The organism is Streptomyces sp. MK7 (genome assembly GCF_032658145.1).
Classification (GTDB): domain Bacteria; phylum Actinomycetota; class Actinomycetes; order Streptomycetales; family Streptomycetaceae; genus Streptomyces; species Streptomyces spiralis.
The window spans coordinates 421857-448567 of the sequence record NZ_JAVACL010000003.1; the positions used below are offsets into that span (position 1 = coordinate 421857).

Genomic DNA, 26711 nt, shown 5'->3' on the forward strand with positions numbered 1-26711 from the left:
GAGGATCCCGGCGGGCGGATCGCGTGGTACGGGCCGCTTGCGAACCGGTCGTTCGAAATCCGTGATTGGCCGGAGAGCGACCTTATCGCCCCGCCGAGCGCTGCGTACGATGCGACAGCTCCCGGCCTTCACAAGGCATCCATGATTCCTTCACGGGTGGGGAGTGTGCGTGCGTGGAATTGGCATGGACATGCCTATCTCCGCAGGCACAGGACAGGCACATGCACAGGCACACGGACGCAAGGCGCCGACAACCCCCCACCGAACGGATGGAGAACCATGGCTGGCGGACTGCTCCTGAGCAGCGCGATCGCCGCGCTCCTGACCACCGCGCTTCCCGCGCACCCGTCGTCCCCGGTGGTGACCGACCCGCCCCCGGACAAGATCGTCATCGACGTCGCCACGGTGAACGGCTCGGGCTGCCCCCAGGGCACCGCCGCCGTCGCCGTCGCCCCGGACAACACCGCCTTCACCGTCACCTACAGCGACTACCTCGCCCAGGCGGGCGGCAACTCCGACCCCACCGCCTTCCGCAAGAACTGCCAGCTCAATCTGGTCGTCCACGTCCCGCAGGGCTTCACCTACGCCATCGCGAGCGCCGACTACCGGGGCTTCCTCTCCCTCCAGCCCGGCGCGACCGGCACCCAGCGGGCCTCGTACTACTTCCAGGGCTCGTCGAGCACGGCGTTCAGGACCCACCCGTTCGACGGCCCGTACAACGACGACTGGCAGGCCACCGACAGCACCGACTGGGCCCAACTGGTCTGGGCCCCCTGCGGAGTGCTGCGCAACTTCAACATCAACACCGAGCTGCGCGTGAGCGCCGGCACCTCGGCCCCCGGCAAGGTCAGCTTCATGACCATGGACTCGACGGACGGCGACATCAGCACGGTGTACCACCTGGCGTGGAAGGAGTGCCCGAAGTCCTGACGGCGGGCAACCACCGCGCGCGGCACGCCGTCTGATGTCACATGGGTGCTCTGTGGGCGAACCGTGAGCGGCGACGCTACGCGGTCATGGCGTGCGCCACGGTCCTGGTGGTGGCCGTGGTGTGCGCCGTGGCCCTGATGACCCGCGGGAGCGGACGGGCGGGCGGGGCGGCCGGGACGCGGGCACCCGGCACCGCGGACAGAACCGTATGGACACCCGACCGCCACGGAACGACCGCGGCCACCGGGACCGGAAAGGCGGTGCTGGGGCTCCGCTTCGCCCTGAACGTCTTCTACCTGCCGCGCTACAGCCCGCCCGCCGGGGCCCCGTTCGCCCCCGAGTACACCATCGACCTCAAGTCACTTCCGGCCTCGCCCGGCCAGAGCCCGGGGCCCGTCAGGGACGTCCGCGTCTCCCTCGACCTCTCCGCCTTCAAGGGCAAGGCGGACATCTACGACGTGAACAAGGGGTACGGCTGCGTCCGCACGGACCTCCACCTGGACTGCGCGCTGGGGGACATCAAGGCGGGGGAAGGAGCGATCTTCGTCCCCTTCCAGGCCAAGCCGAGGCCCGACACGGCCCGCGGCCCCGCCGGCTCGCTCAGGATGACCGTGCGCAGCGCCGACGCGCCCACCGTCCGGCACACCACCCGCCTGATCGTCGGCTCTCCGTACCTCACCGCCCGGCAGGACTATCCCAGGCTCACGGGAGTGCGCCCCGGCGGCAGGATCCGGCTCACCCCGGCCTTCGGCAACAAGGGGGACACCGCCGTCGACGGCGGCCTCTCCCTGCTGATCTCGACCCGCGAGGCCACCCTGCCGCTCCGGTACGCCAACTGCCGCTACAACAAGGCGACCGGCGCCACCTTCGCCTGGTGCGACCTTTCCGGGCCGCTGCCCGCCGGGTCGGCGTACGAGACCGACAGCCCGGTCACCGCCGTCGCCGACGCGGAGGCACGCACCGGAGAGGTGCACTTCTCCGTGTGGCGCGCCGTCGACGCCGACTACCTGTCGCGGCTGCCCGCGTCCGCCCCGCGCGGCAGCGGCGCTCCCCTGCGGCTGCGGCCCGTCGACGGCAGCGCGTTCACCGGCATCGAAATGCGGCGGAGCGAGTCGGCCGGCGGGGAGCTGTCGTTCGAGACCACGCAGAAGTACGACGTGGAGGCCGTCGGCTTCACCATCAAGGGCAAGGTCGGCCAGGTGCTCGACATCACCGTCCCCTACCCGCTGGGCGAGGGCTGGACCCCGCCCGGCCGGTCGGGCAGCCTCTGGGTGACCCTCCCCCAGGGCGTCACCCTGATCGATGTGCCCCCCGAGTCCCACTCGGGCGACATCCCCTACTGCTACCCGGACCCGGACAAGAAGGGCCGCGCCGTCTGCCCCGGCCCGGAACCGCCCGGCACGGTGATACGCGTCCGCATCGACAAGCGCGTCGAGGGGGCACGCGGCAGCGTCACGGCCCACTCCGACCCGTCCGTCGACCCGGACCAGAGGAACAACACCGCGCCGGTGAAGGTGGAGTACGTCCCGTGAGCCCGTGAGCCCGTGAGCCCGTGAGCCCGTGAGCCCGTGAGCCCGTGAGTCCGGGGGCGCCCGGGGTCCTAGCCCGCCTGGCCCATGCCGGCCGCGTCCGGCCAGCTCTGGCCGTTCGGCCGGCTCTGCGCGCCGGGCCAGCCGGTCGCGGGCGCGGGGGCCAGGCCGGGGGCGGCGGCCGGGGCTGTCATACCGCGCACCTGGGCGGCGGTCAGACCGCCCCGGGCCGGGACACCGGGCGGGGTCGGACCGGTCGCCGCCGGAGCCGGGAACGGCGTGGCGGCGGGGACAGGCATGGAGGTGACCACGGGGGCCGGTGCGGGGAAGGGCGTGGGCGCGGGCGCGGGGACCGGTGCCGGGGCGGGAACCGGGGTCGGCGTGGGCATCGGCGCGGGGGCGGGTGCCGGTGCGGGAGCGGCCGGCAGCGGAGCCGCCGGCAGCGGCTGCCGGACCGGTGCGGCCTGGGCTGCCGCCGGCATCGGCATCCCGTCGCCCGGCCCCGCCGCGGGTGCGGCGGGCACGGCGGCGGGGAGCGGCATGCCGGTGCCGACGGCCGGGACGGGACCGGCGGGGGCCTGAGCGGCGAGCCGCGCACCGGACCCGTTGGTCTGGCTCATCAGCCGGTCCACCGCCGCCGTACCCGAGCTGTAGCCGGTCCCGGTGGCCTGCTCGGGTACGGCGGCTCCCCTCCTGGTCCCGTAGAGCACCTGTTCAAGGGCGGACACCAGGCGACGCACGTCCACCTCGGGGCGCACCACGAGCCGCAGGAAGCGGCTGGAGGAACCGATCTTGTTGCCGCACTCGCGGACCAGGATCCGGTGCTCGGTGAGCAGCCGGTCGCGGACCACGGTCCCCTCGGCGCCCACGGGAAGGCGTACGAAGAGGAAGTTGCCCTGGGACGGGTACACCGTCAGACCGGGCAGCGTGGAGAGGTGGCCGGCCATCTCCAGGCGGTCGCGGCGCACCTGCTGAAGGCTCTGCCGGTACTCGCCGCCGTGCTCCTTCAGCATGAAGACGACGTGTTCGGCGAAGGAGTTGAGGTTCCACTTGGGCAGCATGGCGCGGACGCGGCCGGCCAGGGCGGGGTTGGCCACCAGATAGCCGAAGCGGACGCCGTGCAGTCCGAAGTTCTTGCCGAGGCTGCGCAGGACGATCACGTTGGGGCGCAGCATCGCCTCCCGGACGACGCTCGGCTCGGCCTCGGCGTCGGCGAACTCCAGGAAGGACTCGTCGATCACCAGCAGGTCCAGGTCGGTCATGGCGTCCATGAACTGCACCAGTGCCTGCTTGTGCAGGAAGCCGCCGTCGGGGTTGTTCGGGTTGCACACGACCGCGACCCGGGTGCCGCGCCTGCGGATGAACTCGGCGTACTGCGCCAGGTCCAGGGCGAAGCCGCCGGCCTCCGGGAGCGGGAACATGTCGACCCGCTTGCCGGTCTCCATCGGCTGGTCGGTCCAGCGGCCGAAGGTGGGGACGGGGACGGCGAGGGACTCGCGGACCAGGAGGTGGTCGATCCAGGTGATCAGCTCGGTGGAGCCGTTGCCCATGGCCACGCACTGCGGGGGGAGCTGGAGCAGGTCGCACAGTTCGGCGGTGACCGTCTCGGCGCCGCTCGGGTAGTACGTGAGGATCTCGCGCAGCCCGGCCGCCATCTCCTGGAACATGGCGGGCGTGGGGAAGTACGGGTTGCACGGTATGCAGAAGTCGACCGGGCCGCCCTCCCCGTCGCCGCCCGCCCGCGTCAGCGCCGCCATCGAGGGGCTGTGCGCCGACGGGCCGCGGAAGAGCGAGGTGACGTTGCCGGCCAAGGGAACCTCCGTCCGTGGGTGGCCCGTGCGGGGGAGCACGGGCCGCCCTTACATACGGTGGTCCGGGTGGTGCCGTTCAACTGAGGTGTTACGCGGGTGACTTGAGCCTGGTCAGGCGCAGAACGAGTGGACGGTCGTCGACCGGTACGTCTGGCCCGGCCGCAGCACGGTCGAGGGGAACGACGGCTGGTTCGGCGAGTCCGGGAAGTGCTGGGTCTCCAGGCACAGGCCGTCGCTCTGCCGGTAGGTGTGCCCGGACGGGCCGGTGAGCGTGCCGTCGAGGAAGTTGCCCGAGTAGAACTGCACGCCCGGCTGGTCGGTGGAGATCTTCAGGGTGCGGCCGGACCCGGGGTCGCGCAGCGTGACCACATGCTCCGGGTGTGCGGTCACGCCCTTGTCGAGCACGAAGTTGTGGTCGTAGCCCTTGGCGGTGACCAGCTGCGGGTGGCCGACGCGGATGTCCCGGCCGATCGGCTTGCCCCGGGTGAAGTCGAAGGGGGTGCCCGCCACCCGGGCCAGCTCGCCGGTGGGGATCAGGCCCGAGTCGGTGGGGGTGTACCGGCCGGCGGCGAGCCAGAGTTCGTGGTCGTAGATGCTGCCGCTGCCCTCGCCCGCGAGGTTGTAGTACGTGTGGTTGGTGAGGTTGACGACCGTCGGCTTGTCGGTGGTGGCCTCGTAGTCGATCCTCCAGTCACCGTGCCGGTCCAGGGTGAAGGTGACCTTCGTCCTCAGCGTGCCCGGGTAGCCCATCTCGCCGTCGGCGCTCGTGTAGTACATCCGCAGGCCGACGTCGGAGCCGGAGGTGAAGGGCTCGATGTCCCACACCTTGGTGTTGAAGCCCTGGGCGCCGCCGTGCAGGCTGTTCTCGCCGTCGTTGACGGAGAGCTGGTAGGCCTTGCCGTCCAGGGTGAAGCGGCCCTTGGCGATGCGGTTGCCGTAGCGGCCGATGGTGGCACCGAAGAAGGTGGTGCCCTTGACGTACGCCTCCAGGTTGTCGTAGCCGAGGGAGACGTTGGCGTACCGGCCGTGGCGGTCCGGGATCTCCAGGGACTGGACGATGCCGCCGTAGGAGAGCACCTTCAGCCGGGTGCCGCCGTTGGCCAGCGACCAGCGGTAGACCTTCGTGCCGTCGGCGAGCCTGCCGAAGAGCTCCTTCACGGGCCTGCCTCCTCCGGAGTTCCGGCCGGCGGCCTCGGCGGTGCCCGAGCCGAGGGTGGTGGCGGCTATCCCCGCCGCCGCTGCTCCCGCGATGACCGTTCGTCTGTTCAGTTCCATCTGCTGCTCCCCTGTTTCGTGGCTCGGTTCGCCTCCGGGGCGCCCAAGCCGGTGTCGAGAGACCGACCGTGCTCAGCCCTTCGGGCCTCCGCGCGCTCGCCCTCTCGACACCGGCGCGCCCCTTCGGCTCACTCGCCGGGTGAACGTCGGGCGCCGCACCGTCCGGCGGGGCCCGAGCTGACTCACGAACCGGACTTGCGCTTGTTCCACACGTCGAACCCGACCGCCGCCAGCAGGGCCAGGCCCTTGATGACCTGCTGCCAGTCGGTGCCGACGCTGAGGAGGTTCATGCCGTTGTTCAGCACGCCGAGGACGAGACCGCCGACGATCGCGCCGAGGACGGTACCGACACCGCCGCTCATCGAGGCGCCACCGATGAACGACGAGGCGATCGCCTCGAGCTCGAAGTTGACCCCCGCCTTCGGCGAGGCCGCGTTCAGGCGGGCGGCGACCACCAGACCCGCCAGGGCCGCGAGCACGCCCATGTTCAGGAACACCTGGAAGGTGACTCGCTTGTCCTTCACGCCGGACAGCTTCGCGGCCGGCAGGTTGCCGCCGATCGCGTAGATGTGGCGGCCGAAGACCGCGTTGCGCATGACGTAGCCGTAGCCGACCACCAGGACACCGAGGACGATGAGGATGATCGGCGCGCCCTTGTAGCTCGCCAGCAGCAGCGTGACGGAGAGGACGGCGGCGACCAGCGCGACGAGCTTCAGCGCGAACGCCTTCGCGGGCAGCACGTCGAGCGCGAACTCCTGCTGCCGGCGCCGGTCACGCACCTCCTGCCACACCACGGAGGCGAGGAGGACGAGACCCAGCAGCACGGTCAGGTTGTGGTAGTTGGTGTTCGGGCCGACCTCCGGCAGGAAGCCGTTGCCGAGCTTCTGCAGACCGCCCGGGAACGGGCCGACGGTCTGCCCCTTGAGGACGATCTCCGTGAGGCCGCGGAAGAGCAGCATCCCGGCGAGTGTGACGATGAACGACGGTATGCCGAAGTAGGCGATGAGATAGCCCTGCACCGCGCCCGCGACCGCGCCCGTCAGCAGGCAGATCGCCGTGGCGAGGGGCCAGGCCACATGGTGGTTCACCGTCAGTACGGCCGCCGTCGCGCCGACGAACGCCGTGAGCGAGCCGACCGACAGGTCGATGTGGCCCGCGATGATGACCAGCATCATGCCGATCGCGAGGATCAGGATGTAGCTGTTCTGCAGGACCAGGTTGGAGACGTTGCGCGGCAGCAGCAGGTCCCCGCCCGTCCAGATCTGGAAGAGGACGACGATCAGGCCGAGCGCGATCAGCATGCCGTACTGCCGCATGTTGCGGCGCAGACCGCCCAGCATCAGCTGGAGCAGGCCCTCGTCGCCGGCCGATCCGCTCTTGCCCGGCGGCGCGGGGGCCGGGGTCTTGGCGGTCACATCCGTGCTCATCGGGTTACCTCTTTGTCCTTCGTCATCTGGCGCATCAGCGATTCCTGCGAGGCCTCGGCCCGTGAGAACTCGCCGGTCAGCCGCCCCGCGGCCATGGTGTAGATGCGGTCGCACATGCCGAGCAGCTCCGGCAGCTCGGAGGAGATGAAGACGACCGCCTTGCCCTGGGCGGCCAGCTGGTCGATGACCGTGTAGATCTCGTACTTGGCGCCGACGTCGATACCGCGCGTCGGTTCGTCCAGGATCAGCACATCGGGACCGGCGAAGATCCACTTGCTCAGGACGACCTTCTGCTGGTTGCCGCCGGACAGCTTGCCCACCGGCTCGAAGACGGTCGGCGCCTTGATGTTCATGGACTTCCGGAAGCGCTCGGCGACCTGCCGCTCCTCGTGCTCGTCCACCACGCCCCGCTTGGCGACCTTCTTCAGCGCGGTCAGCGAGACGTTGCGGTTGATGGTGTCGATGAGGTTGAGGCCGTAGTGCTTGCGGTCCTCGGTGACGTAGGCGATGCCGTGCTCGATCGCCTCGGCGACGGTCCTGGTACGGATCTCGTTGCCGTCCTTCAGGACGGTGCCCCCCGCGTACCGGCCGTAGGAGCGGCCGAAGACGCTCATGGCCAGCTCGGTGCGGCCGGCGCCCATGAGGCCCGCGATGCCGACGATCTCCCCGCGTCGCACCTTGACCGACACGTCGTCGACCACCTTGCGCTGCTGGTCGATCGGGTGGTGCACGGTCCAGCCACGGATCTCCAGGGCGGGGGCCGCCCCCTCCTCCGGCTCGTGCGGGGTGCGCTCGGGGAACCGGTGGTCGAGGTCGCGGCCGACCATGCCGCTGATGATCCGGTCCTCGGTCGTCTCCTCCGACTTCACGTCGAGCGTCTCGATGGAGCGCCCGTCGCGGATGATCGTCACCGAGTCGGCGACCCGGCGGATCTCGTTCAGCTTGTGGGAGATGATGATCGATGTGATGCCCTGGTTCTTCAGCTCCAGGATCAGGTCCAGGAGCTTGCCGCTGTCCTCGTCGTTGAGCGCCGCCGTCGGCTCGTCCAGGATGAGCAGCTTCACCTTCTTCGACAGCGCCTTGGCGATCTCCACGAGCTGCTGCTTGCCCACGCCGATGTCGGCGACGCGGGTCTCCGGGTGGTCGGTCAGACCGACCCGGCGCAGCAGTTCGGTGGCGTGCTTCAGAGTCTCGTTCCAGTCGATGAAGCCGCGGCTGGCGTGCTCATTGCCGAGGAAGATGTTCTCCGCGATGGAGAGGTACGGCACCAGCGCGAGCTCCTGGTGGATGATCACGATGCCGTGTTGCTCGCTGGCCCGGATGTCCTTGAACTCGCAGACCTCACCCTCGAAGAGGATCTCTCCCTTGTAGGTGCCGTGCGGATGGACGCCGGAGAGCACCTTCATCAGGGTGGACTTGCCGGCGCCGTTCTCCCCGCAGATGGCGTGGACCTCGCCCTGTCGTACCGTCAGAGTGACGTCCGACAGCGCCTTGACACCGGGAAAGGTCTTGACGATCGAGCGCATTTCCAGGACGGGTCCCGCCATGGTTGTGCCTTCCAATCAGTGTGGGTCGGTCGGTTGGCGGGATTACTTGAGCTGGGCGTCGGTGTAGTAGCCGCCCTTGACCAGGACGTCCTCGTAGTTGCTCTTGTCGACGCTCACCGGCTGCAGCAGGTAGGCGGGGACGACCTTGGTGCCGTTGTTGTACGACTTGGTGTCGTTGACCTCCGGCTTCTTGCCCTTGAGCACGTCGTCGACCATGGTGGTGGCGACCTGGGCGAGCTTGCGGAGGTCCTTGTAGATCGTCTGCGTCTGCTCACCCGCGATGATCGACTTCACCGAGGCGACCTCGGCGTCCTGGCCGGTGATGACCGGCAGCGGCTTGCTCTTGGAGCCGTAGCCGTCCGACTTCAGCGCGGCGAGGATGCCGATGGAGATGCCGTCGTAGGGCGAGAGCACGGCGTCGACCTTGCCGCTCGTGTACTTGGAGGTGAGGATGTCCTCCATGCGCTTCTGTGCGGTGGCGCCGTCCCAGCGCAGGGTGGTGACCTTGTTCAGCTCGGTCTGCCCGGACTTGACGACCAGCTGCTTCTTGTCGATGTACGGCTGGAGCACGCTCATCGCGCCGTTGAAGAAGTAGCGGGTGTTGTTGTCGTCGTTGGAGCCGGCGAACAGCTCGATGTTGAACGGGCCCTTCTTGCCGCTGTCCAGGCCGAGCTTGTGCACGATGTACGTGCCCTGCAGCTTGCCGACCTTCTCGTTGTCGAACGAGGCGTAGTAGTCGACGTTCTTGGTGCCGAGGATCAGGCGGTCGTAGGAGATGACCGGGATGTGGGCGTCCGCGGCCTCCTGGAGCACGTTGTTCAGGGACTTGTTGTCGATGGCCGCGATGATCAGGCCCTTGACGCCCTGCGTGATCAGGTTCTCGATCTGGGAGACCTGGGTGTCCGGGTTGTCCTCGCCGTAGACGAGCTTGGTCTTGTAGCCCTTGGCCTTGAGGTCCTTCACGACGTTGTTGCCGTCGGCGATCCAGCGCTCGGAGGACTTGGTCGGCATCGCGATGCCGATGGTGGCGCCCTTGGTGTCGCCCGACTTCTCCTTGCTGCCGCCCTCGCCGCTCTGGCCACAGGCGGAGAGGGTCAGGGCGAGCGAGGCGGCGGTGGCCATCGCGGCGAGTGCGGCTCTGCGGTTGCGCATGGTCATCATCCTTGGTGTGTGGCGGGGTCGGTCCGGTGGTCGGTCCGGTGGTCGGTCCGGTGGTGCGAGGCCGTGCGGGGCGCTGCGCCTGGGTGGTGCTCGGGGTGGTGCTCGGCGTGGTCCTGCGGTGGTGCGTCGGGATGGTGCCTAGGGATGTGCGGGGGCGGAGCACTGGTGGACCGGGAACGGTTGTGTGGGATTGTGCGCGGACGTGTGGTGTTCTGTGAAGCTGATTTTCCGGAACGTTATGCCGGTGTTTCGAACCGGCGCAGCGCGCCCGGCAGCCGGGAGCCCAGCGGCGCCATGTCCCCGGCGGCGCCGTGGCGTTCGAGCAGATCCAGCGCGAGCCGGCCGCGGCGCACCCGCTCCCGGGCGGTGGCCAGGGTGACCTCGCGCAGCTGGTGGCCGTACGGGTAGATCCCGGGCGCCTTGGACAGGCCGAACTTCAGATACAGCGGCGCCCCGCGCCGGATCAGCTCGGCCACCTCGTACATCCGGACATAGCCGCCCAGATCGTCCGGTGCCTCGATGTACATGTCCATCGGGGCGGCCGACACCCGCCGGATCTCGGTGAGGTGATCGAGCGTCAGATCGCTGGGTACGTTGACGGAGTCGGCGCCCAGGTGCTCGTAGACCGCGTAGGAGGCCGGGTTCACCGGGCCGATCAGCGCGGACACCTTGAGCGTGGTGTCGGCGGGAAGGATGCCCGCCGCGCGTGCCCGGTGCAGCGTCCACAGCACGCCCTCGTCCGCGACCAGCAGGCACTTGACGCCCAGCTCCGTCGCCCGTACGGCGTCCTCGACGCACCCGGCGACCGCGTCGTGGCCACGGGCGCGCAGCCCGGCGCCGTGCGAGTCCGAGCGTACCGAGGCGCCCGTGTCCCAGGTGCCGCGGGGGCCGGTGAACAGGCAGAGCTCGATGTCGCGTTCGGCGGTCGCCTCGACCATCTCGGTGATCTCGTCGTCGGTGAGCATCCACACGCCGCTGCCCTGGCTGATCCGGTGGATCGGGACGTCGAGCCGCGCGGACTCCTTCAGGACCACCGCCAGCGCCTCGGGACCCTCGCACGAGGGGATCTCGGTGCGCCAGCGGCCGCCGCCGGGGAAGGTGTGCGGCGAGGCGTCGGCGGGGTCGAGGGCAGGGGCGCCCAGGCCGAGCGCGGTGAGCAGCTGCTCACCGGGCCTGCGGGCTGCCGTGGCGGAAGCGTCGGTCACAAGCTGTCCTTTAGGTTCGCCGAGCCACTCGTTCGATATCTCGAACGGAGTTCGTGACTCGGGGTATGAAAAGAGGTGTGGGGTGCGCCGGTCACGGCGTGTTGCTGCGTGTCAGGTCGCGCCGTGACCGGCGCACGACTAGGGGCGGAGCAGGACCTTGCCCACCTTCGGATCGCCGGCCCCGACCAGCTCGATGGCCTGGGAGAACTCGGTGAGCGGGAGTTCGTGGGTGACCAGCGGCAGCGGATCGAGCAGCCCGGCCGCGAACACCCGTACCGTGTGCGCCCAGGCGGCGGGCGGCGCCCCGAACACGGTGTGCACCTCCAGCTGCCGCACCACCAGGTCGGTCGGGTCGAGCCCCTCGGCGCCCGGCGCCGGGATGCCCGTCAGCACCAGCCGTCCGCCCCGCTTCAGCAGTGCGGCGGCCGTGCGGGCCGCGTCCGCGGACCCGGCGGTCTCGACGACCACGTCGAAGCCGCCCGGCAGGTCCTCGTCCTTGGTACGGAAGTCCGTGGCGCCGAACCGCCGGGACAGCGCCTCCCGGTCCCGCCGCGTGCCGACCACCAGCAACTGGGCCGGAGAGACGGCCCGCAGGAACTGCACGGCGAACATCCCGAGCGTCCCGGTGCCCACCACCGCGACCCGCTCACCGGGCCGGGCCTCCGCCTTCAGCGCGGCGGCGGCGATACAGGCGGCCGGCTCCAGCAGCGCGGCGGCGGTCAGGTCGGCGTCCTCCGGCAGGACGTGCAGCAGCCGGGCCGGCAGCGTCAGCGTGGCCGCCATCGCCCCCGGCTGGGTGAAACCGGTCTCCTCGTACCCCGCGCCGCACAGGGTCGTCTCGCCCGCGTGGCAGTGGTCGCAGACCTGGCAGTTGCGAAAGCCCTCGCCGACCACCTTGCGGCCCACCAGGTCCCCGGGCACCCCCGCGCCGACCGCGCGCACGGTCCCGGACCACTCGTGGCCGGGCGTGAGCGGGTAACGGACGTACCCCTCGGGCCGGTTGCCCTGGTACACCTCGCGGTCGCTGCCGCAGATCCCCACGGCGTGCACGGCGACCAGGGCCTCGCCCGGACCCGGCTCGCGCGGGGTGTGCTCGGCGAGCCGGTGCGCGCCCGGCGCCTCCACGACGACGGCGGTGCTCACGGCCGTGCTCACTTCGTGCCCTTGGGCTTGCGCTGCTCCCAGCCCTCGGCCCACAGGTCGAACCGGGCCTGCTGCTGCGGGAACTCGGCGGCCGCGTCCACATCCAGCTCCACGCCCAGCCCCGGCGCGTCGGAGAGGTGGAAGCAGCCGTCCTCCGGGTTCACCTGCGGGGCGCCCTTGACCACCTTCTTGATCTCCGCGTCGGCGAAGTCGTTGAAGTGCTCCAGGATCTTGAAGTTGGGGGAGGTGAAGCCGACCTGGAGAGAGGCCGCGGTCAGCACGGACCCGCCCACATTGTGCGGGGCGACGAGCATGTAGTGGGTCTCGGCGGTCGCGGCGAGCTTCCGCGTCTCCCAGATGCCCCCGATGTGGCCGACGTCCGGCTGGATGATGTCGACGGCCTGGCTGTCGAAGAGCTCCCGGAACTCGATCCGGTCGTGGATGCGCTCGCCCGTGGCGACCGGGATGTCCACCTTGGCGGCGACCTTCTCCAGCGCCTTCAGGTTCTCCGGCGGCACCGGCTCCTCCAGCCAGGCCGGCTTGAAGGGGGCCATCTCCCTGGCCAGCCGTACGGCGGTGGCGGGGGAGAAGCGGCCGTGCATCTCCAGCATCAGCTCGGCCTCGGGCCCGATGGCGTCGCGCACGGCCTCGATCAGCGAGACGGCGTACAGGGTCTGCTCGTGGTCGAGTTCGAAGTGCCCGGTGCCGAACGGGTCGATCTTCAGCGCCCGGTACCCGCGCTCCATGACCCCCTGGGCGGCCTTGTGGTAGGCCTCCGGCGTCCGCTCGGTGGTGTACCACCCGTTGGCGTACGCCTTGACCCTGTCCGTGACCTTCCCGCCCAGCAGCTGCCACACCGGTACGCCCAGGGCCTTGCCCTTGATGTCCCAGCAGGCCATCTCCACGACCGCGATGCCCGACATGACGATCTCGCCGGCGCGCCCGTAGTCGCCGTACTTCATCCTGCGGACCAGGTCCTCGACAGCGAACGGGTCGGATCCGAGAATGTGGTTGGTCTCCGCCTCCCGCAGATATCCGATCAGCGCGTCGGTGTGACCCAGCATCCGGGTCTCGCCGACTCCCGTGATCCCCTCGTCGGTGTGCACCTGGACGTAGGTCAGGTTGCGCCACGGCGTCCCGACCACGTGTGTGCTGATTCCGGTGATACGCACGGCGGTTGCCTCTCGCTGTTCGATATTTCGTCACCCGTTCGAAATGCTGGCGTGACAGTAAGGATGCGCGGCGGGGAGTGTCAATGGGTCCGACACGTAACGGTTTAGGCAAGTCTTTCGGTGCTTCCCCACGGAACCTTCACAACGATGCCTAGGAACCCGACGCGCGCGGAATCTAGTCTTCCCGCGTCATGAACTACTGCCACCCGTGCCGACGTCACCTCAACGGCGCCTTCACCTGCCCCGGCTGCGGCACTCCGGCCGAAGCGCTCCAGGAGTACGCGGACGCGGCGCCGGCCGAACCCCTGGAACCCCTCGAGGAGGAGCGGGAGTTCGAGGACGGCGCGGGTGACGACGCGCCCGGCCCCGAGGAACCCCGGGGCCGGGCGGATCGGCGCCGGGGCCGTGGGCGCGGCACACCCGAGGAGGACCGGGAAGGCCCCGTGGTGAGCCGCCGCGACCGCAAGGCCGCGGCCCACCGCAGGCGCCGCCGCCGAACCCTGCTGATCGGCGCGGGTTTCGTCCTGGCGGCGGGCGGCCTGAGCCTGGCCGAACTGGGCACGGACGCCCCGGGTCTGCCGGGCTTCTCCAGCCCGGGGCCGGCCGCCGCGGGCGGCGAGACGGCCGACGGAGGCACGGCGAGCCCCGGCGCGTCCGGCACGGCCCGGCCACCGGGCGGCGTCCCCGGCGGCAGCACGACCGCGCACAAGGCCTCGGCCACGACATCGGCCTCCCCGTCCGCCTCCGAGAAGGACAAGAAGCCGAAACCGGACGAGAGTGCCTCGGGGACCTCCTCGCCTTCGGCGCCGGCATCCACGGGCACGGGGACAGGCTCGGGCACGAGCGGCGGCTCCTCCGGTACGACCGCGGCGCCGCCCCGCCCGAGCAGCACCTCCACAGCCCAGCCGGCGCCTTCGGCTCCGGCGCCCGCCCCCACCCCGACACGCACGAAGTGCGAACGCTTCCTGTGGTGGTGCACGTGACGTAGCCGCGGGCGTCGCGCGTCGTCAGCCCGCGGTCCGGCCGCAGCGTACGTCAGCCCCGCGAGCGAGGCTCACTCGAGCGAGCCCGCCCGAACCTCACGCCCCCAGCATCCGTCGCAGCAAATCCCGCAACACCAGCCGCTCCCCCTCGCTCAGCCCGGCCAACGGCTCCCGCGCGAACCGCAGCCCCTCCCGCAGCTCCCGCGCCACCCGGCGCCCCTCCTCCGTCGCCGCCGCCAGCTTCACCCGCCGGTCCGCCGGATCGGGCCGCCGCTCCGCCAGCCCCCGCGCCTCCAGCCGGTCCACGATGCCCGTCACGTTCGACGGCTCGCACTTCAGCTTCTGCGCCAGCTTCCGCATCGGCAGCGGCTCCAGCGACAGCAGACTCAGCAGCCGTGCCTGGGCGCCCGTCAGCGCGTGCTCCCCGGCGGCGTCCTCGTAGTCCTCGTAGAACCGGGCCACGACGTCGCCGATGAGCTCGACGACCTCCTGGGTCAGCGCATCGGGGCGGTGTGTCTTCGGTGGAGTGGCCATGGCATCCAGAGTACCCACTTACTTGACATTCTGAAATATTCAGGCGCATGGTTGTTTCAGGTGCTGAAGTATTTCCGGCATCGCAGCCCGCCGGGAACCGCACCGGACCCGCCAGGAACCGCACCACACGAGAGGCGCCACCGTGTCCGACACCCCCACACTCCCAGCCGTCAGCCGTGAATGGCACCTGCTCGGCCGCCCGGTCGGCTGGCCGAAGCCCGAGGACTTCGCCCTGGTCGAGGCCCCGCTCCCGCAGCCGGGCGAGGGCCAGATCCTGGTACGGAACGAGTACCTCTCCGTCGACCCGTACATGCGCGGCCGGATGAGTGCGGCGAAGTCCTACGTGGCGCCGTACGAGCTGAACAAGCCCATGCAGGGCGGCGCGGTCGGCCGGGTCGTCGCCTCGCACGCCGAGGGCTTCGCCGTCGGCGACCACGTCCTGCACTTCGGCGGCTGGCGCGAGTACGCCGCCGTGGACGCCCGGCACACGGTCAAGGTCGACCCGGAGGCGGCGCCCCTGTCGACGTACCTCGGTGTGCTCGGCATGACCGGGCTGACCGCCTACGCGGGCCTGCTGCGCACCGCCTCCTTCAAGGAGGGCGACGTCGTGTTCGTCTCCGGCGCGGCCGGTGCGGTCGGCAGCCAGGTCGGGCAGCTCGCCAGGCTCAAGGGCGCCTCGCGCGTGATCGGCTCCGCCGGCTCCGACGAGAAGGTGAAGCTGCTCCTGGAGGAGTACGGCTTCGACGCCGCCTTCAACTACAAGAGCGGCCCGGTGGGCGAGCAGCTGCGCGCCGCCGCCCCCGACGGCATCGACGTCTACTTCGACAACGTCGGCGGCGACCACCTGGAGGCCGCCATCGGCTCCCTGAACCAGGGCGGCCGCATCGCGATCTGCGGCATGATCTCGGTCTACAACGCCACCGAGCCCGCCCCCGGCCCGAGGAACCTGGCCCGGCTGATCCAGACCCGCGGCCGCATCGAGGGCTTCCTCGTCGGCGACCACTACGACCTTCAGCCGGAGTTCGTGCGGGAGGTCGGCCCGTGGGTCCGCTCGGGCGAGCTGAAGTACCGCGAGACCGTCGTCGAGGGCGTCGAGAACACCCTGGAGGCCTTCCTGGGCGTGCTGCGCGGCGACAACACCGGAAAGATGATCGTCAAGCTCTGACGTTCACCCACTCGCTTTTCGCGCATGCGTCCGTCCCTTCGATCGGCAGGGTGAGGTCTCGCCCTGCCGACCCGGGGCGCGCGGCGCTGCTGCCAACGCCTGTGGAAGCCCGTGCAAGACCGGCTCCCGCAAGGGAGAGGCAGGGGCGCCGGTGAAACAGGAACCCGAGGTGGCATCGCGAAGCGGTGCGGACCGGAATCATCCGGGCACCAGGTGAGGGCGCCAAAGCGCCTGCTTCCAGGGCGTCCGAAGCGTCGTCGCCCGCAAGAGGGCGCCGACGTCTCCGGCTCGACCGCCACCGCGAAGGCCCTGGTCGAGAAGGCCCACCAGGTCTGCCCGTACTCGAAGGCGACGCGCGGCAACATCACGGTCACGCCGGCCTGACCACGACCCGGCGGCCGCGACCGCCGGGCGGCGGGCCCCCTCGCGAGAGACGCCCTCTTCGCGAGAGACGCCCCTCTGGCGAGCGCGGGCCCCTCGCTACAGTGGGCCCCATGGGTGATCTTGGGGTGGGTTTCGGTCATCTCCTGAAGGGCCAGCGCTGGGTGGCCCGGCACGGGAGGTCGTTCGACTTGGGCCTGCTGCCCGGTCTGATCACCCTCGTCCTGTACGCCGCGGCCCTGGTCGCGCTGGCGATCTGGGGCGAGGACGCCGTCGCCTGGGCCACCCCGTTCGCCGACGGCTGGCCGAGTCCCTGGCTGGGGCTGTTCCGCGGCTTCCTCACCGCCGCGCTGTTCGTCCTCGGCCTGCTGCTCGCCGCGGTCACCTTCACCGCGGTCACCCTGCTGATCGGCCAGCCGTTCTACGAGATCCTGTCCGAGCAGGTCGACCGGGACGTGTCCCCGGACGGCACGGCACCCGAGTCCGCGCTGCCGCTCTGGCGGGAGCTGTGGATCTCGGCCCGCGACAGCCTCCGCGTGCTCGTCCGGGCCGCGGTGTGGGGCGTGCTGCTCTTCGCCCTGGGCTTCCTGCCGATCGTCGGCCAGACGGTCGTGCCCGTGATCGGCTTCTTCGTCACGGGCTTCTTCCTCACCGAGGAGCTGGCGGCCGTCGCCCTCCAGCGCCGCGGCCTCGAACTCCGGGACCGTCTCGCCCTGCTGCGCTCCCGCAAGGCGCTGGTCTGGGGCTTCGGCGCGCCACTGGGTCTGGCCTTCCTGGTGCCGTTCGTCGCCGTGTTCCTCATGCCGGGCGCGGTCGCGGGCGCCACCCTGCTCGCCCGCGACCTGCTGGACGAGGAGACGGTCGACCGGACCGACGACGACACGGGCGACGGCGGCTCGAACCGCGACGGCGACCCGGTCACCCGGGCACCGCAGGCGCCGCGGACCCCGCGGTAGCCGACGGCACCGCGGCGACCACCCCCTCCCGCAGAACGCCGATGAACGCCCGCGCGGCCGCTGACAGCGACCGCCCGCGCACGGTCGCCGCGTACACCGCCCTGGCCGGGGCGTCCTCGTCCCGCAGCGGGACCAGCGCGACGTCGGGCCGTACGGACGCGGCGGCGAGCGCCGGGACCAGGGTCACGCCCAGCCCGGCGGCGACATAACCCTGTTTGGCGGTCCACTCGGCGACGACGTGCGCGATGCGCGGCCGGAAGCCGTGGCGCAGCACCGCGTCGAGCAGGGTGCCCTCGGGCCGTGGGCTGCCGGAGATCCAGTCCGCGTCGGCGAGCCGGCCGAGGCCGACGGGTCCGGGGTGCCCGGCGAGCGGGTGCCCGGCGGGTACGGCGACGTAGAGGGGCTCGTCGAGCAGGTGGTGCAGTTCGTACGCCTCCAGCGGGGCGGGCCGGGTCGTCGAGACGACCGCCAGGTCCAGGTGGCCGGCGGTCAGCCGGTCCAGCAGGCCGGGGGTGAGGCCCTCCTCGCGGGAGACGCGCACCCCGGGATGGCGGGCCCGGAAGGCGGCCAGGGCCCAGGGCACCAGCGCCGCGTCGGCCGTGGCGAACGCGCCGAACCGCAGCCGGCCGCCCGCCACGTCACGCAGCGCCGCCAGCTCGCGCACGGCACCGTGCAGCGACCGCGCCACGGCCTCCGCGTGCGGAACGAGCACCTGGCCGGCCTCCGTGAGCCGCACTCCGCGCGGCAACCGGTCGAACAGCCGGGCCCCGCCCAGCGCCGACTCCAGCGCGGAGATCTGCCGGGACACCGCGGACTGGGTCCAGCCCAGTGTCCGCGCGGCCACCGTGAACGACCCGTGCCAGGCCACCTCCAGGAACACCCGCAGCCAGACGGTGGGCAGGTCGGGGACGGCGTCACCCGCGGCACCGTCATGCGTGGTCAGCATGGCAGCCATGCCAGACATTCGCTTGTCGCATCCATGACGCAAACCTAGCGTCGACGGCATGCGACAGACCGAGAAGATCGCCTTTCTGGGGCTGGGTCACATGGGTTCTCCCATGGCCCGGCGCCTCCTCGCCGCCGGCCATCCGCTGACCGTCTGGAACCGTACGGCCGCGAAGGCCGGTCCGCTGGTCGCCGAGGGCGCCGTCCACGCCGCGTCCCCTGCCGACGCCGTACGCGACGCCGACGTGGTGATCACGGTGCTCGCCGGGCCGTCCGCGCTCGCCGCGGTCGCCGACGCCGTCCTGCCCGCGCTGCCGGCCGGCGCGCACTGGGTGGAGATGTCCACCGTCGGCCCGGACGCGGTACGGGACCTCGCCGCCCGCCTCGGCGACCGGGCGACCCTGGTCGACGCGCCCGTCATGGGCAGCACCGACCGGGCGGCCGCCGGACGGCTCGGCATCCTCACCGGCGGCGACCCGGACGGCGTCGAGCACGTCCTGGCCCGGCTCGGCACGATCACCCGTACCGGCCCGACCGGATCCGGCGCCGCGCTCAAACTGGTCGTCAACGCCGCCGTGATCAGCGGGGTCGCGCTCGTCGCCGAGGCACTGCGGCTTGCCGACGCGCTCGGCCTCGACGAGGACACCGCGCGCACCGCCCTCGCCGGCGGCCCGCTCGCCGGCGCGGTCGCCCGGGCCTTCGCCGAGGACGCGCACTTCGCCACCGCGCTGGCGGTGAAGGACCTGGAACTCTCGCGACCGCCGCCGCCGGACTCCCCGCCGTGGAGGCCGTGTTGGCGAGCTACCGGGAGGCCGCCGGGGAGCCGGGCCTCGCCGAGGCCGACCTCGCCCGGGCCGCCGCCCACCTGCGCACCGCGGACCCCGTCACCGCCGTGTCCCGTATCGCCCTGTGAGGAGCAGCGACATGCAGATCACCCTCGGCAGCCCCGCCGGCGCGCCCCAGCCCCTGAGCCCCTACTACTCCCAGGTCGCCCGCGTCGAACACGCCGACGGAAGCGCCCTGTTGTTCGTCTCCGGCCAGATCGCCGAGGGCGCCACGCTCACCGAGCAGAGCCGCGGAGTCTTCGAGACCATCGCCGCGCTCCTCGACGCCCACGGCGCGAGCCTGGCGGACGTCATCAGCATCCGCACGTATCTGACCGACATCGACAAGCTCGCCGAGTACGGCGCCGTGAGGCGGCGGTTCCTCACCGGCACCCCGCCCACCAGCATGACCTTCGAGGTGTCCCGGCTGTTCCGGCCCGAGGCGCAGGTCGAGGTCGAGGTCGTGGCCGCGGTGCCCGCGCGGACCGGAACGACCGCCGGTATTTGAATCCTCCCCTCCCTGGCGGGAGGGGATTCCTGGCTCAGGCCGCCTCCTGGAGCAGCGCTCCAGGAGGTCTTGCGCCGTCAGCACCAGCCGGGTCGAGACCAGCCCGGTGAAGCATCACCCGTGCGGAGTTCTTGTCCCTGGGGGACACGGCTCCGCACGCGGTGCAGGTGTAGGTGCGCTCACCCAGCGGCAGGCGATGCTTGGCTCTCGCATCGCAGTGCGCGCAGTCCATCGTGGTGTGCGCGGGGTGGACCAGGCGGATGTCCCGCCCGTGTTTGCGGCCCATCTCGATCAGGGCGGCCTTGGTGGCGCCGATGGCGGCGTCGGCGGCCTCGCGGGCCATGGTGGTGCGGCTGAGGAACTTCGGGCGGAAGTCCTCCGCCGCGACGGCGTCGTGGTCGCGGACCACCTTCTTGGCCCACTTGCGGCCGGTGTCCTCACGCTGCCTGGCGACCTTCTTGTATGCCTTCGCCCGCAGTCTCCTCGCCTCGCGGTAACCCTTCGAGGCGGGCCGGCCCTTCTTGGGCTTGCGGCGGGCCATCATCCGGTCGTACCGGGTCAGCGTCTCCTTCGCCTTCCTGCCGTGCTCGGCGTGCGGCAGGTCGTGCGCGTCGGACGTGGTGGTCGCACTCTCCTTCACGCCCCAGTCGACACCGAGTACACGGCCGGTCTTCGGCAGCGACTGCACCTGGGCGGGCACGACGAACGAGCAGTACCAGTGTCCGAGGCTGTCCTGGTACACGCGCACCGAGGACGGCTGCGCGGGCAGTTGCCGCGACCACACCACGGTTGCGGCGATGCCCCCGGCCAGGTGCAGCCGGCCGTCCTTCAACCGGAACCCGCGCCGGGTGTAGTTGAGGGCCGGCAGCGCCTCGCGCTTGGTCTTCCACGTCGGCATCCCGGCCCGGCGTGCCATGGGCAGGCGCTCTCGGATGTCCTTGTGTGCTTGGGCGCGGGAGCGGCCGAAGTCGCGGATGACCTGCTGCTGGGGAACCGAAGCGCCCTCACGCAGCCATGGCGTACGGGCGCGGGCGTCGGTCAGCATCCGGTCGAGCTGAGCCGGGCCGCACGTGGCCTTCTGACCGGTGGCCCTGTTGTGCAGGTGCACGGCCCTGGACTTGGCGACACATTCGTTCCACACCCACCGGCACCGGTCCCACTCGCCGGGGCCGTGCGCGCGGCGGACGAGACACGCAGCCGGTAGGTGTAACGGGCATGCCCGGCCTCCGCGGCCGCCCCCACCCGCGCCATCTCGCCCCCTCACGATCCCCGGCCGAAACCCCCATGCCATCCCAACTCCGAAGGACCATACGTACGAACGCCGCACACACGTATCCCGATCCCACGGCCACCACCCCAACCAGCGACCACAGGCACGCGCGTTCGCATCATCCCGGCGGTGCCTGACAGCGGTACGGTCGCTCCGCGCCCTGCACCGCCACGCGGCGACGCACCGAGTCGCAGCACCCGGACGCGGTAGCTCCCCGGCGTGAACGACGGGGCCTCCTCGCACGAAACAGGTGAAGGGTTCGTACATGATTGCGGCCAGACGTTCGATCGGCGGCCGGCACGGCACCCCGGCGATTAGGGTCTGATCCGGGGCAACTCTCCCCACGAGCAGCCCCGGTCCGGGACCTGACCCCTGGGCCGGGGCTCGTGGCGTCGTGGCCGTATGTGGCAGACTCCCGGCCCGGAAACGCCGGACCAGACAGGTCCGGTGGACGTTCAGGGGGAGACGCGGATGTATCCGGGGCAGCAGCAGCCGGGACCGTACGGACAGCAGGGGGCCCAGCAGCAGGGACCGTATCCGCAAGGACCGTACCCGCAGGGACCGGGACCGTACGGGCAGCAGCCGTATCCGCCGCAGGGCGGCCACGGGCAGCCGGGACCGTACCCGCAGCAAGGGCCGCAGCCGGCGCCCTACGGGCAGCAGCCGGGCCAGTACCCGCCGCCCCCGCCGCAGCCCTACGCACCCCAGCAGCCCTACGCCCCCCAGGCCCCGCAGCAGCCCCAGGCCCCGCTCCAGCGGCTCGGCGAAGGCCATGTGCGGCTGGACCCGAACCTCACCGCCGACCAGCGGACGCTGGTCCTCCGGATCCAGAAGAAGTCCAAGCTCCTCGCCTACGGCTTCGTGCTCGGCATCCCGCTCACCTTCGGCGGCGCGCACTACGGCATCACACGCGCCCCGGCCGGTTTCGGCGCCGCGGCCGTCGGGCTGGCCCTCGTGGCCATGGGGGTCCTCGCGCTGACGCAGATGCAGGCCATGAAGCGGCAGCTGCGCCTGATCACCCCGGACGCCTGGCGCTCCCCGGCGGCGCACCTGCCCGGCGCCCGCAAGGCCGCCGCCCTGGCCGCGTACATCAACGGTGTGCTGGTCCTGCTGTCCTTCGCCGCCACCGGCTATCTGCTGGTCAAGGGCGCCGGCTGGGGCGCGTACGGCAACTCCTTCGGGTTCGGGGCGCTGATGGCGGGCGCGTTCATCCCGTTCGCCATGGGGCTCGGCGCCGCGACGACCATCCCGCAGCTGCTCCAGGTGATCCCGGCCGGCGCCAAGGTCGGCCGGAGCCTGTACTCGATCATCCTGGTGCTGGCCGTCACCGTGACCGGCGAGGGCATCAAGGGCGGCGAGGTGCAGCCGACGCTGATCGGCGGCGCGGTGCTGCTCGTCTGCGCGGGCGCGGTCGCCCTGCTCGGCCGCGCGGCCAGCCGAATGCGCGGCGAGGGCCTCTAGGACGGCCGCACACCGACGGCCGCACACGAAGGCGTACGCCCCCGCACCGCGCCCGGAAGACGAACGCCGCCTACCGCGCCGAGAACCCGTACACCGTCTCCGAGCGGTACACCTCACCCGGACGGAGCACCGTGGTCGGGAAGTCCGGACGGTTGGGGGAGTCCGGGTGGTGCTGGGTCTCCAGGGCGATTCCGTCGCCGGGGGCGAACGGCGCCGCGATGTGGTCGGCGGTGTACAGCTGCAGGCCCGGTTCCGTCGTCGCCACCGTCAGGGTGCGGCCCGACGCCGGGTCGTGGAGCTCGGCGACCTCCTCGGCGGCCCGGGTGACGCCCTTGTCGAGGACGAAGTTGTGGTCGTAGCCGGAGCCGGTCTTGCGGGACTGCCGGAAGTCGAAGCGGGTCCCCTCCACCTCCGCCGGGGCGCCGGCCGGAATGAGGTGCTCGTCGACGGGGGTGTAGCGGGAGGCGGCGAGCCGCAGTTCGTGGCCGCCGGCCGCGCCCGAGCCGGCACCGCCGAGGTTCCAGTACGTGTGATTGGTCAGGTTGACCACGGTCGGCGCGTCCGTCACCGCCTCGTAGGCGATGCGCAGGGCGCCCGAGGCCTCCAGCGTGTACGTCGCCGTGACCTCCACCCGGCCGGGGAAGCCCTCCTCGCCGTGCGGACTGACCCGGGTCAGGCGCACCCCGTGCTCGACGGCGGTCACGTCCCACACCCGCTTGTCGAAGCCGCGCTCGCCGCCGTGCAGCGAGTTGGGGCCGTCGTTGCGCGCGAGCGCGTACGTCCGCTCGTCCAGCGGGAAGCGGCCGCCGGCGATACGGTTGGCGTACCGGCCGATCAGGGCGCCGAGGAACGGCTCGGGATGGGCGAGGTAGCCGTCCAGGTCCGGGAAGCCCAGCACCACGTCCGTGGCGCGCCCGTCCCGGTCCGGGACCTCCACCGACTGCACGATCCCGCCGTACGACAGCACGCGCACCCGCACCCCGGCGCGCTGAAGCGTCCAGCGGTGGACCGGGGTGCCGTCGGACAGTGCGCCGAAGAGTTCACTCATGTGGGAAACCCTAGGTCACGGGCTCTTGGCGGTGACGGTGCGGTAGGCGATCTCCGCGAGTTTCGCCTGGCCGTTGCGGCTCGGGTGGAACCAGTCCCAGTGGCTGAGCTGCGCCGTGCCGAACTGGTAGTCGAAGACCGCGTTGTCGTCGAAGCGGCAGCGGCGGTCCTTCGCGCACACCTCGGCCAGCACCTTGTTGTAGTCCACCACCCGGGACTGCACCGTCTCGCGCCGCTGCTTGGCCGCGTCGTCCAGCGCGTCGGCGTCCCCCAGCATCGACGGGCACAGGCCCAGCTTCCAGATCTGCTTGCCGAGCGGGTTGGTCCGCCCCTGCGACCACAGCCGCTTCAGGTTCGGCACGCTGGAGACGTACACCTCCGCCTTCGGCAGCGCCTTGCGCAGGGTGCCCATCGCCTTCTGGAAGTCGCGGCGGAAGTCCGCGACCGAGGTCATCCGGGCGGGGGAGTCGCGGCAGGCGTCATTGGCGCCCACCATCACCGCCACCAGCTCCGGCTTGTTCAGCACCGCCTGGGCCATCTGGCCGTTCAGATCCGCCACCCGGGCGCCGGTCACCGCGTGGTTCCAGCTGCGCCGGGCCGCACCGTCCGCCCCGAGCAGCCGCACCGCCAGGCTGTTCACCGAGGGGTCGCTGCCCGTCGCCCACGACGCCTCCGGGCAGTCCGAGAGCACCGCGCACGTGTCGAAGCCACGGGTGATGGAGTCGCCGACCGCGGCGATCGAGCCCGGACTGGTGTCCCAGGCCGGTGTCGCCGACGCGGACGGCTTGGCCGCTCTGGCACCGGCGTCACGAGCGGACGCCTTGTCACCGACCACGTCACAGCCCGCGGTGACCAGGACGGCCGCCGCCACGACGGCATGAGCGGCCCGCATACGGTGGCTTCGCTTCCGCATCCCTCGTGATCCCCTCGGTCGTCGCGCGGAACCTCGCGCAGAACTGGCACTCCCCTCCATAAGAACGCGCGAGGGTTCCCGCCCCCACCCGAGGCGACGGCGCACAGCCGTACAAGCGTCCCCCTGGGTGAATGGGGGCCCTTCCTGGCACCGGGACCGACGGTACGTCACACTCCTTGCCCCGACGCACGGTAGCCTCGCCATCAGCAGGGCGGTCGCGCGCCACTGCCGCCCGCCCGCCCGCACTCTGTCCCGCTCTGCCCGGAGGTCCCGGTGACGACACGTGGAGTTCTGTACGTGCACTCCGCGCCGCGCGCGCTGTGCCCGCACGTCGAGTGGGCCGTCGCCGGGGTGCTCGGCACGCGCGTCAGCCTGGACTGGATCCGGCAGCCCGCCGCGCCCGGCACCTGGCGCTCGGAGTTCTCCTGGCAGGGCGAGGCCGGCACCGCCTCCAAGCTCGCCTCCGCGCTGCGCGGCTGGCACCTGCTGCGCTTCGAGGTCACCGCCGAGCCCTGCGCGACCGCCGAGGGCGAGCGCTACAGCTGCACCCCCGACCTCGGCATCTTCCACGCCGTCACCGGCATCCACGGCGACATCCTCATCCCCGAGGACCGGCTGCGCGCCGCCCTGATCCGCTCCCAGCGCGGCGAGAGCGACCTGGAGGCCGAACTGGCCAGGCTCCTGGGCAAGCCCTGGGACGACGAACTGGAGCCGTTCCGCTACGCGGGCGAGGGCGCCCCGGTGCGCTGGCTCCACCAGGTGGTGTGACGGTTCCTCAGGCACGGCCCGAGCGGGCGCGGCAGAACCGGGCGGCCACAGCAGGAAGGGCCCCCACCGACCGGTGGGGGCCCCTCACGCACGTACCGGAGTCACTCAGACGCTCCGGAAGGCCAGCACCACGTTGTGCCCACCGAACCCGAACGAGTCGTTCAGGGCCGCGATACGGCCCTCGACGGGCAGCTTGCGGGCCTCGCCGCGGACCACGTCCGCGTTCGCCTCGGCCTCCGGGTCGATGTTCTCGACGTTGATGGTGGGCGGGGCCACCCGGTGGTACAGGGCCAGCACGGTCGCCACCGACTCCACGCCGCCCGCGCCACCGAGCAGGTGACCGGTCATCGACTTGGTCGCGGAGACCGCGATGTGGTCGGCGTCGTCGCCGAACACCTTGCGCAGCGCCTTCAGCTCGGCGATGTCACCGGCCGGCGTCGACGTGGCGTGCGCGTTGACGTGCATGATCTCGGCCGGGACCAGGTCGGTGCGGTCCAGCAGGTTCTGCAGGGCGTGCGAGATGCCGCGGCCCTCCGGCTCCGGCTGCACGATGTCGTGGCTGTCGGCGGAGATGCCCTGGCCGACCGCCTCCGCGTAGACGCGGGCGCCGCGCCGGGCGGCGTGCTCGGCGGACTCCAGGACGAGCACACCGGCGCCCTCGCCGAGGACGAAACCGTCCCGGTCGACGTCGTAGGGGCGCGAGGCACCCTCGGGGTTCTCGTTGTTCTTGGACATCGCCATCATGTTGCCGAACGCGGCGATCGGCAGCGGGTGGATCGCCGCCTCCGTACCGCCGGCGACGACCACGTCGGCGCGGCCGGTGCGGATCATCTCGATGGCGTAGCCGATGGCCTCGGCGCCCGACGCGCAGGCGGAGACCGGGGTGTGCACACCGGCGCGGGCGCCCACGAGCAGACCGACGTTGGCCGAGGGGCCGTTCGGCATCAGCATCGGCACGGTGTGCGGGGAGACCCGGCGGACGCCCTTCTCCTTCAGCACGTCGTACTGGTCGAGCAGCGTCGTCACGCCGCCGATGCCGGAGGCGATCACCGCACCCAGCCGGTCCGGGTCGATGTTTCCGTCCTCGCCGGCCTTACCGGTGAAACCGGCGTCCTTCCAGGCCTCCTGGGCGGCGATCAGCGCGAACTGCGCCGAGCGGTCCAGACGGCGCGCCTGCGGCCGCGGAATGGTCTCGGTCGGCTCCACGGCGACCGGGGCCGCGATACGGACGGCCTGCTCGGCCGCCCACTCCTGGGTCAGAGGCTTGACACCGGACTTGCCGGCGACCAGACCCTCCCAGGTCGAGGCTGCGTCGCCACCCAGCGGTGTGGTTGCGCCGATACCGGTGACGACCACGGTGCGATTGGTCGAGCTCACGGGAATTCTTTCTCCAACGGAAACGAGGATTCGTACGGCGCCACCGCCGGGTGGCGGGGCAGTCAGCCCAAAGCAGTGATCGGTAGATCAGGCCTGGTGCTTGAGGATGTAGTCGGTCGCGTCGCCGACGGTCTTGAGGTTCTTGACGTCCTCGTCGGGGATCTTGACGTCGAAGCGCTCCTCGGCGGCGACGACGACCTCGACCATGGACAGCGAGTCCACGTCCAGGTCGTCGGTGAAGGACTTGTCCAGCTGGACGTCCTCGGTGGGGATCCCGGCGATCTCGTTCACGATCTCGGCGAGACCGGCGACGATCTCTTCCTGAGTGGCGGCCATGTCGGCGCTCCTTCGTTGTGTTCCGTAAGGGTGTGGCGCCCGC

General features: G+C 71.4%; 23 protein-coding genes and 3 pseudogenes. 11 read left to right on the forward strand and 15 right to left on the reverse strand.

All coding sequences use genetic code 11. From position 1 onward, the window contains the following. The first annotated feature begins 279 nt into the window (after positions 1-279). Both R2S09_RS06630 and R2S09_RS06635 read left to right on the forward strand, forming a co-directional pair. On the forward strand, positions 280-930 hold the full coding sequence (locus R2S09_RS06630; protein WP_306186892.1) for a DUF4360 domain-containing protein: 651 nt from the start codon (positions 280-282) through the stop codon (positions 928-930). Positions 931-1016: 86 nt separating this feature from the next. After that, the gene (locus R2S09_RS06635) at positions 1017-2462 is read left to right on the forward strand and encodes a hypothetical protein (RefSeq protein ID WP_316740119.1); all 1446 of its coding nucleotides are present in this window, start codon (positions 1017-1019) and stop codon (positions 2460-2462) included. Positions 2463-2530: 68 nt separating this feature from the next. Here R2S09_RS06635 and R2S09_RS06640 read toward each other — a convergent pair whose 3' ends face one another. From R2S09_RS06640 to R2S09_RS06675, 8 genes are all read right to left on the reverse strand, one after another. Further along, entirely contained in the window at positions 2531-4270 is a 1740-nt protein-coding gene (locus R2S09_RS06640) for a histidinol-phosphate transaminase (protein WP_316740120.1), read from the reverse strand. Positions 4271-4381: 111 nt separating this feature from the next. Next, positions 4382-5545: an aldose epimerase family protein gene (locus tag R2S09_RS06645; protein ID WP_306186885.1), complete on the reverse strand. Its 1164-nt coding sequence runs from the start codon at positions 5543-5545 to the stop codon at positions 4382-4384. Between the two features lie 182 nt (positions 5546-5727). Next, positions 5728-6972, reverse strand: coding sequence for a multiple monosaccharide ABC transporter permease (mmsB, locus tag R2S09_RS06650; protein WP_306186884.1), 1245 nt, complete (start codon positions 6970-6972; stop codon positions 5728-5730). Continuing rightward, positions 6969-8519: a multiple monosaccharide ABC transporter ATP-binding protein gene (gene mmsA / locus R2S09_RS06655; protein WP_316740121.1), complete on the reverse strand. Its 1551-nt coding sequence runs from the start codon at positions 8517-8519 to the stop codon at positions 6969-6971. The genes mmsB and mmsA overlap by 4 nt, the downstream gene beginning before the upstream one ends. A 42-nt stretch (positions 8520-8561) precedes the next feature. Next, positions 8562-9671: a multiple monosaccharide ABC transporter substrate-binding protein gene (chvE, locus tag R2S09_RS06660; protein ID WP_306186881.1), complete on the reverse strand. Its 1110-nt coding sequence runs from the start codon at positions 9669-9671 to the stop codon at positions 8562-8564. Between the two features lie 245 nt (positions 9672-9916). Further along, entirely contained in the window at positions 9917-10885 is a 969-nt protein-coding gene (locus R2S09_RS06665; protein ID WP_306186880.1) for a hypothetical protein, read from the reverse strand. Between the two features lie 138 nt (positions 10886-11023). After that, on the reverse strand, positions 11024-12028 hold the full coding sequence (locus R2S09_RS06670; RefSeq protein WP_306186878.1) for a zinc-binding dehydrogenase: 1005 nt from the start codon (positions 12026-12028) through the stop codon (positions 11024-11026). 8 nt (positions 12029-12036) lie between these two features. Beyond that, positions 12037-13200, reverse strand: a complete 1164-nt coding sequence (locus R2S09_RS06675) for a mandelate racemase/muconate lactonizing enzyme family protein (RefSeq protein ID WP_306186877.1) — start codon at positions 13198-13200, stop codon at positions 12037-12039. 191 nt (positions 13201-13391) lie between these two features. Here R2S09_RS06675 and R2S09_RS06680 point away from each other — a divergent pair, with 191 nt between their 5' ends. Continuing rightward, a complete protein-coding gene (locus tag R2S09_RS06680) occupies positions 13392-14183 on the forward strand; it encodes a hypothetical protein (protein WP_316740122.1) in 792 nt (263 codons plus the stop codon). A gap of 96 nt (positions 14184-14279) precedes the next feature. Here R2S09_RS06680 and R2S09_RS06685 read toward each other — a convergent pair whose 3' ends face one another. Beyond that, a complete protein-coding gene (locus tag R2S09_RS06685; RefSeq protein WP_316740123.1) occupies positions 14280-14717 on the reverse strand; it encodes a MarR family transcriptional regulator in 438 nt (145 codons plus the stop codon). 142 nt (positions 14718-14859) lie between these two features. Between R2S09_RS06685 and R2S09_RS06690 the strand changes: the two genes are divergently transcribed. The 3 genes and pseudogenes from R2S09_RS06690 (at position 14860) to R2S09_RS06700 (ending at position 17219) form a co-directional block, all read left to right on the forward strand. After that, complete coding sequence (locus R2S09_RS06690) at positions 14860-15882, forward strand: NADP-dependent oxidoreductase (RefSeq protein ID WP_306186871.1); 1023 nt, start codon at positions 14860-14862, stop codon at positions 15880-15882. Positions 15883-16108: 226 nt separating this feature from the next. After that, positions 16109-16266: pseudogene (locus R2S09_RS06695) on the forward strand (organic hydroperoxide resistance protein); the annotation flags it as partial. A gap of 110 nt (positions 16267-16376) precedes the next feature. Beyond that, the gene (locus R2S09_RS06700) at positions 16377-17219 is read left to right on the forward strand and encodes an EI24 domain-containing protein (RefSeq protein WP_316740124.1); all 843 of its coding nucleotides are present in this window, start codon (positions 16377-16379) and stop codon (positions 17217-17219) included. Here R2S09_RS06700 and R2S09_RS06705 read toward each other — a convergent pair. Further along, positions 17182-18174 (reverse strand): LysR family transcriptional regulator, encoded by a 993-nt coding sequence (locus R2S09_RS06705; RefSeq protein WP_316740125.1) that lies wholly within the window; start codon positions 18172-18174, stop codon positions 17182-17184. The genes R2S09_RS06700 and R2S09_RS06705 overlap by 38 nt on opposite strands. Positions 18175-18277: 103 nt before the next feature. On the opposite strand from R2S09_RS06705, the pseudogene R2S09_RS06710 reads away from it, so the two are divergent. From R2S09_RS06710 to R2S09_RS06720, 3 genes and pseudogenes are all read left to right on the forward strand, one after another. Beyond that, positions 18278-18622: pseudogene (locus R2S09_RS06710) on the forward strand (NAD(P)-binding domain-containing protein); the annotation flags it as partial. Between the two features lie 323 nt (positions 18623-18945). After that, a complete protein-coding gene (locus R2S09_RS06715) occupies positions 18946-19077 on the forward strand; it encodes a hypothetical protein (protein WP_316740126.1) in 132 nt (43 codons plus the stop codon). Between the two features lie 11 nt (positions 19078-19088). Then, positions 19089-19496 (forward strand): RidA family protein, encoded by a 408-nt coding sequence (locus R2S09_RS06720; protein ID WP_306186865.1) that lies wholly within the window; start codon positions 19089-19091, stop codon positions 19494-19496. Positions 19497-19530: 34 nt separating this feature from the next. On the opposite strand, the pseudogene R2S09_RS06725 reads toward R2S09_RS06720, so the two are convergent. After that, a pseudogene (locus R2S09_RS06725) lies at positions 19531-20747 on the reverse strand (RNA-guided endonuclease InsQ/TnpB family protein). A gap of 466 nt (positions 20748-21213) precedes the next feature. Here R2S09_RS06725 and R2S09_RS06730 point away from each other — a divergent pair. After that, complete coding sequence (locus tag R2S09_RS06730) at positions 21214-22227, forward strand: hypothetical protein (protein WP_316740127.1); 1014 nt, start codon at positions 21214-21216, stop codon at positions 22225-22227. Positions 22228-22297: 70 nt separating this feature from the next. Here the strand turns inward: R2S09_RS06730 and R2S09_RS06735 are convergent, their stop codons facing one another. Together R2S09_RS06735 and R2S09_RS06740 are read right to left on the reverse strand one after the other, a co-directional pair. Then, complete coding sequence (locus R2S09_RS06735; RefSeq protein ID WP_306186860.1) at positions 22298-23275, reverse strand: aldose epimerase family protein; 978 nt, start codon at positions 23273-23275, stop codon at positions 22298-22300. A gap of 15 nt (positions 23276-23290) precedes the next feature. Continuing rightward, positions 23291-24187: an SGNH/GDSL hydrolase family protein gene (locus tag R2S09_RS06740; protein WP_316740128.1), complete on the reverse strand. Its 897-nt coding sequence runs from the start codon at positions 24185-24187 to the stop codon at positions 23291-23293. 273 nt (positions 24188-24460) lie between these two features. On the opposite strand from R2S09_RS06740, the gene R2S09_RS06745 reads away from it, so the two are divergent. Continuing rightward, complete coding sequence (locus R2S09_RS06745; protein ID WP_030173395.1) at positions 24461-24955, forward strand: DUF3145 domain-containing protein; 495 nt, start codon at positions 24461-24463, stop codon at positions 24953-24955. A 105-nt stretch (positions 24956-25060) separates the two neighbouring features. Here R2S09_RS06745 and fabF read toward each other — a convergent pair whose 3' ends face one another. Next, positions 25061-26332 (reverse strand): beta-ketoacyl-ACP synthase II, encoded by a 1272-nt coding sequence (fabF, locus tag R2S09_RS06750; RefSeq protein ID WP_316740129.1) that lies wholly within the window; start codon positions 26330-26332, stop codon positions 25061-25063. A gap of 87 nt (positions 26333-26419) precedes the next feature. Further along, positions 26420-26668: an acyl carrier protein gene (locus R2S09_RS06755; RefSeq protein WP_018545314.1), complete on the reverse strand. Its 249-nt coding sequence runs from the start codon at positions 26666-26668 to the stop codon at positions 26420-26422. Between the last annotated feature and the right edge of the window lie 43 nt (positions 26669-26711).